Consider the following 13413-nt stretch of genomic DNA (forward strand, 5'->3'; position numbering starts at 1 on the left):
GGCGCTGGTGCTGATCGACCCTGCCTGGCTCGACAGCCCCGAATGCCATCCCCGCCACGTCGTTTATCTGCTGGCCTGCCTGGCGCCGCTGCGCGAGGCCCTGGCCGCCCGTGGCCTGCCGCTGCTGGTGCGGGTGGGCGAGGCGGTGCCGGTGCTGGAGGCGCTGCGCCGCACGCAGGGCCTGAGCCACCTGCTCAGCCACGAGGAGACCGGGCCCGGCTGGAGCTACACCCGTGACAAGGCGGTGGCCGCCTGGTGCCGGGCCCAGGGCGTGGCCTGGCTGGAATGGCCGCAGACTGGCGTGGTGCGGCGGCTGCGCAGCCGCAGCGGCTGGGCCGCGCAGTGGGCGCGCCGCATGCAGGCGCCGCCGCTGCCGCGTCCGGCCGGCTGGGCCGGCGTGCCCGGGCTGGCGCCCGAACCCCTGCCGACCCTGGCCGAGCTGGGTCTGTCCGGCCCGGTGCCCGCGCTGCCGCCGGCGGGCGAGGCCGCGGCCTGGGCCGGCCTGGGCAGCTTTCTGCAGGGGCGGGCCGCCGGCTACCGGCGCGCCCTGTCCAGCCCGCTGAGCGCCGAGACCGGTTGCAGCCGCCTGAGCGAGCACCTGGCCTTCGGCACGGTGTCGATGCGCTGCGTCTTCCAGGCCACCGAGCGGGCGCGCCTGGCCACCGCCGATGCCGCGCTGGCCCGTGACCTGACGTCCTTCGGTGCCCGGCTGCGCTGGCACTGCCACTTCATGCAGAAGCTGGAGGACGAGCCGGCGGTGGAGTGGCGCAACTTCTCCCGCGCCCACGACGGCCTGCGGCCCGGCGACGCCGGCTGCGAGGCGCCCTGGCGCCAGGACCTGTTCGAGGCCTGGTGCGAGGGCCGCACCGGCTACCCCATGGTGGACGCCTGCATGCGCCAGCTGCGCGCCACCGGCTGGCTGAACTTCCGCATGCGGGCGATGCTGGTGAGCTTCGCGGCCTACCACCTGTGGCTGCACTGGCGCGCGCCGGGCCTGTTCCTGGCCCGCCAGTTCCTGGACTTCGAGCCGGGCATCCACTGGAGCCAGATGCAGATGCAGTCGGGCACCACCGGCATCAACACCCTGCGCATCTACTCGCCGGCCAAGCAGGCCGCCGAGCACGACCCCGAGGGCCGCTACCGGCGGCGCTGGCTGCCCGAGTGGGGCACGCCGGCCTACCCGGCCCCGGTGGTGGACGAGGCTGCGGCGCTGACCCGGGCCAAGACGGTGCTCTACGGGCTGCGTCAGCAGGCGGACGTGCGGGCCGAGGCCCAGGCCATCCAACATCGCCATGGCTCGCGCCGCTCGGGCTTGCCGCCCATCGGCCGTCGTCGCCGTCCAACCCCTGCCGCCGCCGCGGAGGCCGAGGCCCAGCTGAGCCTGTGGTGAGGCCGGCCGCATGAGAACATCGCGGCCGATGACGGCGGCGATCGGTTCTGTGTCGGTTCCTGCACGCGCCCAGTCCCCTCGGGTGCTGGCGCGCATTGCGCTGATGGTGCTGGCCGTGGCCGGCGAACGTGGCCTGGCCGCACCGGTCCTGCTGGCCCGCGCGGGCCTGGCCGAGGATGCCCCGGTCGCCTGGGCCCGACCGGACGCCACCCTGCCGCTGGCCGACGAGACGCGGTTGTGGCTGGCGGCGGTCGAGGCCCTGGGCGACCCAGGCCTGGGCCTGCGGGCGGCCCGGCAGATCCGCGCCGGGCAGTTCGATGTGCTGGACTACGCGGTGCGCACCGCGCCCACGCTGCGCGAGGCCCTGCAGCGGCTGGCCCGCTACAACGCGCTCGTCCACGATGTGGCCCAGTTCGATCTGCAGCCCCAGGGCCAGACCTTGCGGGTGGTGCATGGTTTCATTCCGGGCATGGGCCAGCCCTGTGCCCCGGCCAGCGAGTTCACCTTGGGCTCGCTGGTGGTGGTGGCCGGCCAGTTGGCGGGCTCGCCGGTGTGGCCGCTGGCGGTGCAATTCGCCCATCCCGCGCCGGCCGATGTGTCGCTGCACCGGGCCGTGTTCGGCCAGTTGCCCGCGTTCGGCGCGGCGGTGTCGGCGCTGGTGTTCGACACCGCGGTGCTCGACCGCGCCCTGCCCGGCGCCGATCCGGGGCTCTCACGCATCGTCACCGCCCATGCGGAGCAGTTGCTGGCCCAGCGGCCGGCCGCGGATCTGCCACTGGCGGCGCAGGTCTCCCGGCAGATGGCCGAGCGCCTGGCCCAGGGGACGCCCACGCTGGCCGAGGTGGCGGCCGCATTGCACCTGAGCGAGCGCAGCCTGCAGCGCAAGCTGGCCCAGGCGCAGACCTGTTTTGCCGACCTGTTGGAACAGCTGCGCCGCGAACTGGCCCTGCGCTATGTGGCCGATCCCCGTCTGGCGCTGGGCGAGGTGGCCTACCTGCTGGGCTTTGCCGAGCCCAGCCCCTTCCACCGGGCCTTCAGGCGTTGGACGGGTTGTACGCCGGCCGAGGCCCGGCGCCGTGCACTGGGCTGAGCGGCACCGGGGCCACGCGTCTCAGGAAGTCGATCACCGCCGGGGCCACCTCGTCGGGGCTGTCCAGGTGCGGGTAATGGCCGGCACCGTCCACCAGCAGCAGTTCGGCCTTCAGGGCGTCGCGGAGCCAGCGGGCCTCGGCGGGCGGGTCTGCAAAGTCCGGGTCCCGACTGCCCATGACCACCAGGGCCGGCAGGCGGCTGTGGGGCAGCAGGGCCTCGGTGTCGGCCTTGGACAGGCTCGCCATCTGGCGCAGGGCGTCCATGCGGCCGGGCTCGCGCAGATTGGCGGCCAGCGCGGCCCGGGCCTCGGCCTGGTCGGCCGGCCGGCGCTGCGGGAACAGGCGGTCCCAGAAGCTCATCCAGAAGGCCACCCGCCAGGGGCCCGCAAAGCCCAGGCGCACCAGGACGCGCATCGCCCAAGGCATGGGCTGGTCGCGCACGATGGGGCCCAGCAGCACCGCAGCGCGCACCCGATCGGGCGCTTCGTGCGCGGCCCAGAGCGCCGAGCCCGCTGCGAAGGAGTTGCCCAGCACCACGGCCGGGCCGGCCTGCAGATGGGTGACCAGGGCTTGGACGTCCCGGCCCACCGCCCGGGCAGAGAGGTCGGTCCAGCGGGCGTCGGTGTCGCCGAAACCCCGCACATCCAGGGTCACGACACGGTAGCCCGCCGCCTGCAAGGGCGCGCGCAGCCGCCGGTATTCCCGCCGCAGGTCGCCCATGCCGGGCAGGCCGATCACCAGGGGCCCCGGGCCGCCCGTGTCGTCATAGGCGATCTGGCCGCCTTCGACGGCGAGGTGGTGGGTGGCGGGCTGGGGCAGGCTCATCGGGGGGGAGGGCATGCTGCCATGGTGCAGGGCACCGCAGCGGTTGGCGATGACCGGCGGCGCCAGAGCATGGACCGCGGGCGCCAGCCGGCCGGCAGGGCGTGCAGGCCCAGGGCCATGGCGACCAGGGCCGTGCCCAGCAGTTCCTCGGTTTGGGGCGGGTGCCCCTGCAGGGCCTTCATCACCATCGCCGACACCGGCACCACGTTCAGGAACAACATGCCGACCGTCGGCCCCAGGCGCCGCACGCCGATGTTGAAGGCCAGCACCGCCACCACGCTGGGCACCAGGGCGATGTAAAGCAGGCCCTGCGACAGGCTGACGAGCGTGGCGGGGGTGGGCAGGGCGCACAGGCCCACTGCGGTGAGGCCCAGGGCGATGGCCAGCATCCAGGGCAGGGCGGCCAGCGCGGTCAGGGTGGTGAAGGCCAGCGGACTGAGCTGGGTGAAGGCGGCGGCGCCCCGGGTGTAGGCCACCCAGCCCAGGGTGGCGACCAGGGTGATGGCGTCGCCCCAGAGGGCGTGGTTGCCGGCATGGCCCGGCGCCGCCGGGTGCCAGAGCCCCGCCACGGTCGCCACGCCGACCAGGGCCAGCCCGGCCCCCAGCAGGGCCCGGCCCGAGGGGCGCTGGCCGTCCAGCCACCAGCGCAGGCCCAGCGCGGTGAAGGGCATGGTGGCGATGATGACGGAGCTGTGCGAGGGTTGGGACAGGCGCAGGCCGTAGAAGCACAGGCTGCTGAACAGGCCGTAGCCGCCCAGGCCCAGCAGGGACAGGCGCAGGCGGTGGCGGCGCAGCTGAGACCAGGGCGCCTGGCCGTGACGGTGCGCCAGCCAGGCCAGCGGCAGGCAGGCCAGGGCATAGCGCAGGATGGTGAACCAGACCGGGTCCAGCTGGGCCACCATCGGCTTGGCGACCAGGAACATGCTGCCCCAGGCGGTGGTGGCCAGCAGCAGCGCGACCACGGCCCAGGGGGCTGAAACGGGGTTCATGGCGAGTCCTTCGGGCGGGATTGGAAAGGGCGCCAGTCTGGTGGCCGGCCCGGGCCAGGGTCCATTCGTTTCGGTGGAGCAGGGCCTTCGGAAAATCAAGACACGCGCCCGCGGTGGCCCGCGGAGAATCGCCGCCCATGGAGATCTACCAGCTCAAGACCTTCGTGGCGGTGGCGACCGAGGGCAACCTGACCCGCGCGGCCGAACGGGTCTTCACCAGCGCACCAGCGGTCAGTGCGCAGCTCAAGGCCCTGGAAGAAGAGCTGGGCGTGCGCCTGTTCGACCGCACCCCGCGCGGTATGTCGCTCACCTTGGCGGGTCAGCGTTTGCTGACAGATGCGCAGCGCACCCTGGCCGCCGCACAGGCGATGCAGGTGGCGGCCGCGCAGATCCGCGGGCAGGTGCGCGGGGTGGTGCGCATGGGCACGGTCAGCGACCCGGTGGCGCTGCGCCTGGGTGAGGTCTTCGTCCGCCTGGCCGAGGCGCATCCCCAGGTGGCGCTGCAGCTGCGCCAGGGCATTTCCATGAACGCCATCCAGGCGGTGCGCCGGGGCGAATTGGACTGCGCCTGGGTCCTCAGCGAGCACGAGCAGTTGGAGGGGTTGGACATCCTTCGCTTACAACCTTGTCAGGTTGTTGCAGCGTTGCCACAGCGGATGGCCGATTCAGGCATGCCTGACAGCTTGGCAGCCCTGGCGGGCCTGCCCTGGGTGGCCACGCCACCCGAGTGCGGCCTGCGGGTGCAGCTCGAACGCCTGTTCGCCGCCGCGGGGGCCAGCGTGCCCGGTGGGCTGATGGCCGACAGCGAGGGGGCTCTGCGCAGCATGGTGGTCAGCGGACTGGGCGTGGGGCTGATGCGCCGCGACCAGGCCCAGGCGGCCGAGCGCGAGGGCCATGTCCGCATCTACCCCGGCTGGGAGGGGCAGACCTGGCTGTGCTGGGTCAGCTCACCCGAGGCGCTGACCATTCCGGCGGTGGCGGCGGTGCGTGACACCGTGGCCGCGCTGTGGGGCAGCGACGGGCAACCCTGAACACCCCGCGGTCCGGGGGAGTTGCCGAGCCTGCCGGTGGCGAGGCCGGGCAGGGTATTGCATAGGTCCGAATGTGATCTAACGCAAGTCGGCAAAACTTGGCAACTTATTCCGACATGTCAGCCCCGTCAATGGAGCTAACCAGCGCAGCGCCTACAATCTAGGTCAAGTACCAATATTGCGGCACGTCAATCGTCGTCCCATGGCGTCATGCGTCAGATCAATGGGGTGGGCGGTATGCCGCGGGGCCTGCCACATGAACCGGAAGCATCAACCGCGCCAGTCGCTCTGGCGCACGGGTGACGCCTGCGCCGTGCGCGCGGGCGTGGGTGCGCTCGGCCCGGTGGCGGCATGGCCGCCTGGTGCCGAGCCCCCGGCCGGTCCGCCGTCTGGGGGGATGGCATCCGCCTCACCGGGCTGATGTCGGACCGGCGCCTGGTGCGTCAGTCCTGCCTCCCAGCGCCGGATGTTCCCGGCACCGATCATCCTGCCGCCCTGCGGTTTCCGAATCTTCATCAACCATCCAGTCGTATGACGAGTAACTCTAGACCCACCCGCTGGTTGGGCGTCGGCTCAGCCTTGCTGGCCACGCTTCTGTCGGGCTGCAAGGGCGGCATCCTCGACCCGAAAGGGCCGATCGGTGCCGACGAGAAGTCGCTGATCCTGACCGCCACCTTCCTGATGCTGCTGGTGGTGGTGCCGGTCATCCTGATGACCCTGGTGTTCGCCTGGAAGTACCGGGCCAGCAACACGGCCGCCGTCTACACCCCCAAATGGGCCCACTCCACGAAAATTGAAGTGGTGGTCTGGACGATTCCCGTGATCATCGTGATCGGCTTGGCCATCCTGGCCTGGGAGACCACCCACAAGCTGGACCCCTACCGCCCGCTGGATTCGGCCAAGGCGCCGATCAAGGTGGACGTGGTGGCCCTGAACTGGAAGTGGCTGTTCATCTACCCGGACCTGGGCATCGCCACGGTCAACCAGCTGGCCTTCCCCAAGGACACGCCGGTCAACTTCCGCATCACCTCCGATGTGGCGATGAACTCCTTCTTCATCCCGCAGCTGGGCGGCCAGATCTACGCCATGGCCGGCATGGAGACCAAGCTGCACCTGCTGGCCAGCGAGGCCGGCAGCTATGACGGCATGTCCTCCAACTACAGCGGCGCCGGCTTCTCGGGCATGAAGTTCAAGGCCATCGCCACCGAGACCCCCGAGGACTTCCAGGCCTGGGTGGCCAAGGTCAAGGCCCAGGCGAAGCCGCTGGATGCCCAGGCCTACCTGGCCCTGGCCCAGCCGAGCGAGAACAACCCGCCGGCCTACTTCACCGCCGCAGAGCCGCGTCTGTTCGACGCCGTGATGCACAAGTACATGGCAGGCCGCCAGTCGCTGGCCGCCACCGACGACGACCTGAAGCTGGCCGCGCTCACCAAGACGCTGTGCGAGCCGGTGCCGCCCACCAAGGAGTAACGCGATGTCGACGTTTTTGGGCAAGCTGAGCCTGGACGCCGTTCCCCTGCACGAGCCCATCATCATGGGCACGTTGACCGGGGCCGGCCTGCTGGGACTGGTGATCGTCGCCCTGATCACCAAGTACGGCAAGTGGGGCTACCTGTGGCGTGAGTGGCTCACCTCGGTGGACCACAAGAAGATCGGTGTGATGTACATCGTCGTCGCCATGGTGATGCTGCTGCGCGGCTTCGCCGACGCCGCGATGATGCGCGGCCAACTGGCCATGGCCACCGGGGGCAACCTCGGCATCTTCCCGCCGGAACACTACGACCAGATCTTCACCGCCCACGGCGTGATCATGATCATCTTCATGGCCATGCCGTTCATGACGGGCCTGATGAACATCGTGGTGCCGCTGCAGATCGGCGCGCGTGACGTGGCCTTCCCCTTCCTGAACTCGCTGTCCTTCTGGCTGCTGGTGGCGGGCGCGGCGCTGGTGAACCTGTCGCTGGGCGTGGGCAACTTCGCCCGCACCGGCTGGGTGGCCTATCCGCCGCTGGCCGAGCTGGGCTTCAGCCCGGACGTGGGGGTGGACTACTACACCTGGGCCCTGCAGATCTCCGGCATCGGCACCACGCTGACCGCGGTCAACTTCCTGGTGACCGTGTGGAAGATGCGTGCCCCCGGCATGAAGCTCATGCAGATGCCGATCTTCACCTGGACCTGCACCTGGGCCAACGTGCTGATCGTCGCCTCCTTCCCGATCCTGACCGGCGCCCTGGCCATGCTGAGCCTGGACCGCTACCTGGGCTTCCACTTCTTCACCGCGGATGCCGGCGGCAACGCGATGATGTACCTGAACCTGTTCTGGGCCTGGGGTCACCCTGAGGTGTACATCCTGGTCCTGCCGGCGTTCGGCATCTTCTCGGAAGTGGTCTCCACCTTCACCGGCAAGCGCCTGTTCGGCCACACCTCGATGATCATCGCCTCCGGCGTGATCTCGGTGCTGGGCTTCATGGTCTGGCTGCACCACTTCTTCACGATGGGCTCCGGCGCCGACGTGAATGCCTTCTTCGGCATCGCCACGATGGTCATCTCGGTGCCCACCGGCGTGAAGCTGTTCAACTGGCTGTTCACCATCTACCGCGGCCGCCTGCGCTTCGAACCCCCGATCTTCTGGATCCTGGGTGCGATGGTGACCTTCTCGATCGGTGGCATGACCGGCGTGCTGATGGCCGTGCCGGGTGCGGACTTCGTGCTGCACAACAGCCTGTTCCTGATCGCCCACTTCCACAACACCATCATCGGTGGCGCGGTGTTCGGCTACCTGGCCGGCTTCGCCTTCTGGTTCCCCAAGGTGTTCGGCTTCAAGCTGAACCCCACCCTGGGCAAGGCCGCGTTCTGGTGCTGGCAGATTGGCTTCTTCATCGCCTTCATGCCGCTGTACGCCCTGGGCTTCCTGGGCATGACCCGTCGCCTGAACCACACCGACAACCCGCTGTGGACCCCGTACCTGTACCTGGCCGCCGTCGGTGCCGCGATCATCGCGCTGGGCATCGCCTTCCAGCTGCTGCAACTGGCCGTCAGCCTGTTGCAGCGCAAGCAGGCCCAGGCCCTGGACCTGTCGGGCGACCCCTGGAACGGCCACACCCTGGAGTGGTCCATCTCCTCGCCGCCGCCGGCCTACAACTTCGCCGTGATTCCCACGGTGCATGACGTGGACGCCTGGACCGACATGAAGGAAAAGGGCGTGGCCTACCAGCAACCGGCCAAGTACGCGCCGATCCACATGCCCAAGAACACCCCCTGGGGCGTGGTCATCGGCCTGTTCACGGCGGCCATGGGCTTCGCGCTGATCTGGCACATCTGGTGGCTGGCCATCGTGGGTCTGCTGGGCATCGTGGCCGGCACCCTGGGCCGCGCCTACGACCCGGACAAGGACTTCTACATCCAGCCCGACGAGATCCTGGCCACCGAGAACGCCCACCTGGCCAAGGTGCGCGCGGCCCAGGCTGGTGTGCAACCCCAGGCCGACGGCCAGGCCCTGCCCGGCAGCGCCGGCGTGGCCACAGCCTGAGAGCGAGTGAACCTACATGAGCACCTACGTTGCTGAGCACGCGCACGGCGCGCACGACGAGCACGAGCACCACGACACCGGTTCCCAGACGGTGCTGGGCTTCTGGCTCTACCTGATGACCGACTGCATCCTGTTCGCGACGGCGTTCGCGGGCTATGCGGTGCTGTACCGGAACGTGGCCACCGGCCCCATGGGCCGCGAGATCTTCGACCTGCCCTATGTGATGGTGGAAACGGCAGCCCTGCTGCTGAGCTCCATCACCTACGGCTTCGCGATGATCGCCGGCCACAAGAAGAACAAGTCGGGCGTGCTGGCCTGGCTGGCCCTGACCTTCGTCTTCGGCGCGGTCTTCATCGGGATGGAAGTCAACGAGTTCCACCACATGATCGAGGAGGGCCACGGCCCGCAGGTCAGCGCTTTTCTGTCGGCCTTCTTCGGCCTGGTGGGTCTGCACGGCCTGCACGTGACCTCCGGCCTGATCTGGATGGCGATCCTGATGATCGAGACCGTCAAGTCCGGTCTGAGCGACCGCCTGATGACGCGCCTGAGCTGCCTGAGCCTGTTCTGGCACTTCCTGGACATCGTCTGGATCTGCGTCTTCACCGTCGTCTACCTGAAGGGAGTGCTGTGATGAGCGCCGCTTCGCATGAACACGCCGCCGAGGACCATGGCAGCGTCAAGAGCTACCTGGTCGGTTTCGCTCTGTCCGTGATCCTGACGGCCATCCCGTTCTGGATCGTGATGAGCGGCCACTTCACCGCCTCGGCGGCCACGGCCGGCATCCTGATCTTCGCGGTGGTGCAGATCCTGGTGCACCTGAAGTACTTCCTGCACCTGAACTTCACGACCGAATCCGGCCGGGTCAACACCTTCTCCTTCGCCTTCACGGCGATGGTGATCGTGCTGCTGATCGGCCTGTCGATCTGGATCATCACCACCGCCGACGCGCTGATGCTGCGCTGAGCGAGGTCGACTTGAAGCTCAGCCGTTACTTCCAGGTCACCAAGCCCGGCATCACGGGCGGCAACCTGATCGCCACCTTCGGCGGCTTTCTGCTCGCCAGCCAGGGCCACCCCCTGGACTGGGGGCTGATGCTGGCCACGGCGATCGGTCTGTCGCTGGTGGTGGCCTCGGGCTGCGCGATCAACAACTGCATCGACCGCGACATCGACAGCCGCATGGCCCGCACCCAGAAACGGGTGCTGGTGACCGGCGCGATGAGCGTGCGGGCGGCCTTCGCGCACGGCCTGGTGCTGGGGCTGGCGGGTTTCGCCACCCTGGCGTTGTGGACCAATGCGCTGGCCACGGCCTGCGCGGCCTTCGGCTACTTCATCTACGTGGGCGTCTACAGCCTGTGGATGAAGCGCCGCTCGGTCTACGGCACGGTGGTGGGCAGCCTGTCCGGCGCGGTGCCGCCGGTGGCGGGCTACTGCGCCGCCAGCGGCCGCTTCGATACCGGCGCGCTGATCCTGCTGCTGATGTTCTGCCTGTGGCAGATGCCGCACTCCTACGCCATCGCGATCTTCCGCTTCAAGGACTATGAAGCGGCCCAGATCCCGGTGCTGCCGGTGGTGCGTGGCGTCTCCGAGGCCAAGCGCCAGATCGTGCTCTACATCCTGGCCTTTGCCGCGGCGACCGTGCTGCTGGTGGTGGGCGGCTACGCCGGCTACGGCTACCTGGCGGTGGCGGTGGCCACCAGCCTGTGGTGGCTGAAGATGGCGCTGGCCGGCTACCAGCCGGCGGTGGATGACCGCCGCTGGGCCCGCCAGGTCTTCCTGTTCTCGACCGTCACCATCTCCGCCCTGAGCGTGATGATGGCGGTGGATGGCCAGGTGCCGGCCCACGTGGGCTGGGTGCTGTGATGCAGCGCTGAACCGCGGTTCAGCCATGAAAAAGGGCGGTCCTCGGACCGCCCTTTGCTTTGGTGCCCGCGTCAGCGGATGGCCACGCCCCAGGGCAGCTTGCCCACCGGGATGTCCTTGACCTTCTCGTTCTTCGCCAGGTCGATGACCGAGACCGCGCCCGAGCGGCCGCAGGCCACGTAGAGCTTCTGCCCATCGGGCGTGAGCGCCATGTTCCAGGGGCGCTGGCCCACCGGGATGGTGGCCTGGATGGCCAGCGTTCGGGTGTCGATCACCATCACGTTGTGGTCGCCGCCGTTGGAGACGAAGACCCGCTGGCCGTCCGGGTGCACCACGATGCCGTTGCTGCGCAGGCCCACCTTGACTTGGCCCACGATCTTCCAGCTGGCGGTGTCGATCTTGTAGACCTCGCTGGCCGTCTCGGCCGCCACCCAGGCGAACTTGCCGTCGGGCGAGAAGCCCATGCCGCGAGGCCGCGCGCCCACCGGGATCTGCGCCACCTCGCTGCGGCTGGCGAAGTCGATCACGTCCACCGCCTCGCCTTCCTCGGCGCTGACGATCACGGTCTTGCCGTCAGGCGAGAACACCGCATGCTCGGGGTTGCGGCCCTTGACCTTCACCTCGAACACCTTCTGGCGGGTGGTGGTGTCGATGAACATCACCTCATTGCCTTCCTCGACTGCGGCGGCCACCCAGCGGCCATCGGCCGAGATGCCGGCGCCCTCGGGCGAACTGCCCAGCGGGATGCTGCCCACCAGCTTGCCGGCCACCAGGTCCACCACATTGAGCGCGCCGGCCGGCTGGTCGGTGACGAAGGCGGTGCTGGCGTCGGGCGTGACCACCGTGCCGCGCGGCTTCTTGCCGGCCGGGATCTCGGCCACGACCTGGTCGGTCTGGGTGTCGATCACGCTGAGGGTGCCGGAACCCTCGTTGGGGACGTAGGCATGGGGGACGGCGAAGGCGGCGGTGCACAGTGCGGCGCCGGCCAGGGCAGCCATCAGGGCGTTCAGACGGGGCATGACACATCCTTGCGGCAGAGGGGCTGCCGCTTGCGTCACAGTGTAGAAATCGGCGCCCCCGCTGGGTACGGGCAGAACCCTGGTCGCAGGCCCACCAGGGGGATTCGCCTCGTACCAGAATGGAGCAATCCCATGGCATCACGCCACGAAAGGTCGCCCATGACAGTCGCTTCACCGCTGCCCTACGCCCTGCACTACTGGCCCACGCCCAACGGCCACAAGATCACGATGCTGCTCGAAGAACTCGGCCAGCCCTACGAGATCCACCCGGTCAACATCAGCGCCGGCGACCAGTTCAAGCCCGAGTTCCTGGCCCTGTCGCCCAACAACCGCATGCCGGCCCTGGTGGACCCGGCGCCGGCCGACGGCGGTGAGCCGCTGAGCCTGTTCGAGTCCGGCGCCATCCTGCTGTACCTGGCGGAGAAGCACGGCGCCTTCCTGCCGGCCGACCTGCGCGGCCGCAAGGCCGTGCTGGAGTGGCTGTTCTGGCAGGTGGGTGGCCTGGGGCCCATGGCGGGGCAGAACCACCACTTCGGGATCTACGCGCCCGAGAAGCTGCCCTACGCCATCGAGCGCTATGTGAAGGAGACCAACCGCCTCTACGGCGTGCTGGACCGGCGCCTGGCGCGGGTGCCCTTCGTGGCGGGCTCGGACTACACCATCGCCGACATGGCGATCTACCCCTGGATCGTGCCCTGGGAGCGGCAGCAGCAGCGCCTGTCCGACTTTCCTCACCTCTCGCGCTGGTTCGCCGAGGTGGCGGCCCGTCCGGCCACGGTGCGGGCCTACGCCGTGGCGCAGTCCGAACCCTTCAGCGGCCGCACGGCCGTCACCGAAGCCGGCAAGAAGCTGCTGTTCGGGCAGACGGCGGCTTCGGTGTCGGCACCCCGCTGAGGGCGGGGTGCCGCCCGCTCAGCGGTGGCCGGGCTCCATGACGGCGGCCAGCGCCTTCTCCAGCTCGCTGCCGAGGATTTCCAGCGCACCGTGGGTGGCCGGGGCGTGATCGGGCGCCTGAGCCTGCGGGGCGCCGGTGGCCGGGGCCGCGGGCTCGGGCGCCGCCATCGCCTCGTCGATGTGACGCTGGCGCAGTTCGGCTTCCAGGATGTGCTGTTCGATCAGACGGTCCACTGGGCTCATGATGCCTCCGCAATGAAGGGTTCGTGGGACACACCGGCCTGAATGCCTCGTGCACGGTGTGGCGTGGGGGCTGCGACAGGGGTTCAGAAAACGCCGGCCGCAGCGACAATCTCCACCATGCGTTCGTTCATCTCCCCAGGAACCCGGTTCCTGCCTTTGCTTTCCTTCACGTGGCTGTGCGGGCTGTGTTTACCCTCGGTTCAGGCCGCCTCGCCTCCCACCGATCCCGCCGCGTCGGTGGAACTGGAGCGCCTGACGACCACCGAGCTCCAGGCCCGCCAGCAGGCCGGCGTGGACACGGTGCTGGTGCCCATCGGCGGCACCGAGCAAAGCGGCCCCCACATGGCCCTGGGCAAGCACAATGTGCGGGTGCACTTCCTGGTCGACGAGATCGCCCGGTCCTGGGGTCGCGCGGTGGTGGCGCCGGTGCTGGCCTATGTGCCCGAGGGCGCGGTCACGCCGCCGGCAGGGCACATGCGCTTCACGGGCACGATCTCCATCCCCACATCGGTCTTTCGAGGCCTGCTGGAAAGCACGGCC

Annotated in this window: 14 protein-coding genes; 10 read left to right on the forward strand and 4 right to left on the reverse strand. The window is 69.6% G+C overall.

The genetic code is table 11. From position 1 onward, the window contains the following. Together I73_RS26865 and I73_RS26870 are read left to right on the forward strand one after the other, a co-directional pair. On the forward strand, positions 1-1390 hold a 1390-nt coding region (locus I73_RS26865), incomplete at its 5' end, for a cryptochrome/deoxyribodipyrimidine photo-lyase family protein (RefSeq protein WP_022980205.1). 49 nt (positions 1391-1439) lie between these two features. Next, entirely contained in the window at positions 1440-2480 is a 1041-nt protein-coding gene (locus I73_RS26870; protein ID WP_159105864.1) for an AraC family transcriptional regulator, read from the forward strand. Here I73_RS26870 and I73_RS26875 read toward each other — a convergent pair. Next, entirely contained in the window at positions 2425-3321 is an 897-nt protein-coding gene (locus tag I73_RS26875; protein ID WP_083876633.1) for an alpha/beta fold hydrolase, read from the reverse strand. The genes I73_RS26870 and I73_RS26875 overlap by 56 nt on opposite strands. Then, positions 3303-4295, reverse strand: a complete 993-nt coding sequence (locus I73_RS26880; RefSeq protein ID WP_022980208.1) for a DMT family transporter — start codon at positions 4293-4295, stop codon at positions 3303-3305. The genes I73_RS26875 and I73_RS26880 overlap by 19 nt, the downstream gene beginning before the upstream one ends. A gap of 137 nt (positions 4296-4432) precedes the next feature. On the opposite strand from I73_RS26880, the gene I73_RS08440 reads away from it, so the two are divergent. The 6 genes from I73_RS08440 (at position 4433) to cyoE (ending at position 10717) form a co-directional block, all read left to right on the forward strand. Continuing rightward, positions 4433-5326, forward strand: a complete 894-nt coding sequence (locus tag I73_RS08440; protein ID WP_022980209.1) for a LysR family transcriptional regulator — start codon at positions 4433-4435, stop codon at positions 5324-5326. A gap of 531 nt (positions 5327-5857) precedes the next feature. Next, complete coding sequence (cyoA, locus tag I73_RS08445; RefSeq protein ID WP_022980210.1) at positions 5858-6796, forward strand: ubiquinol oxidase subunit II; 939 nt, start codon at positions 5858-5860, stop codon at positions 6794-6796. 4 nt (positions 6797-6800) lie between these two features. Continuing rightward, positions 6801-8855, forward strand: a complete 2055-nt coding sequence (gene cyoB, locus I73_RS26885; protein WP_022980211.1) for a cytochrome o ubiquinol oxidase subunit I — start codon at positions 6801-6803, stop codon at positions 8853-8855. Between the two features lie 16 nt (positions 8856-8871). Further along, on the forward strand, positions 8872-9486 hold the full coding sequence (gene cyoC / locus I73_RS08455) for a cytochrome o ubiquinol oxidase subunit III (protein WP_022980212.1): 615 nt from the start codon (positions 8872-8874) through the stop codon (positions 9484-9486). Continuing rightward, complete coding sequence (gene cyoD / locus I73_RS08460) at positions 9486-9818, forward strand: cytochrome o ubiquinol oxidase subunit IV (RefSeq protein ID WP_022980213.1); 333 nt, start codon at positions 9486-9488, stop codon at positions 9816-9818. The genes cyoC and cyoD overlap by 1 nt, the downstream gene beginning before the upstream one ends. An 11-nt stretch (positions 9819-9829) precedes the next feature. Further along, positions 9830-10717, forward strand: coding sequence for a heme o synthase (cyoE, locus tag I73_RS08465; protein WP_022980214.1), 888 nt, complete (start codon positions 9830-9832; stop codon positions 10715-10717). A 71-nt stretch (positions 10718-10788) separates the two neighbouring features. On the opposite strand, the gene I73_RS08470 is transcribed toward cyoE, so the two are convergent. Continuing rightward, complete coding sequence (locus tag I73_RS08470; protein ID WP_022980215.1) at positions 10789-11736, reverse strand: beta-propeller fold lactonase family protein; 948 nt, start codon at positions 11734-11736, stop codon at positions 10789-10791. A gap of 159 nt (positions 11737-11895) precedes the next feature. Here I73_RS08470 and I73_RS08475 point away from each other — a divergent pair, with 159 nt between their 5' ends. Beyond that, positions 11896-12630, forward strand: coding sequence for a glutathione S-transferase N-terminal domain-containing protein (locus I73_RS08475; RefSeq protein WP_022980216.1), 735 nt, complete (start codon positions 11896-11898; stop codon positions 12628-12630). 18 nt (positions 12631-12648) lie between these two features. On the opposite strand, the gene I73_RS08480 is transcribed toward I73_RS08475, so the two are convergent. Next, positions 12649-12873, reverse strand: coding sequence for a hypothetical protein (locus I73_RS08480; protein WP_148289731.1), 225 nt, complete (start codon positions 12871-12873; stop codon positions 12649-12651). Positions 12874-12990: 117 nt separating this feature from the next. On the opposite strand from I73_RS08480, the gene I73_RS08485 reads away from it, so the two are divergent. Further along, positions 12991-13413 (forward strand): creatininase family protein (locus tag I73_RS08485; protein ID WP_159105865.1); only part of this gene is annotated, 423 nt, incomplete at its 3' end.

This window comes from Ideonella sp. B508-1, assembly GCF_000333615.1.
GTDB lineage: Bacteria > Pseudomonadota > Gammaproteobacteria > Burkholderiales > Burkholderiaceae_C > Ideonella.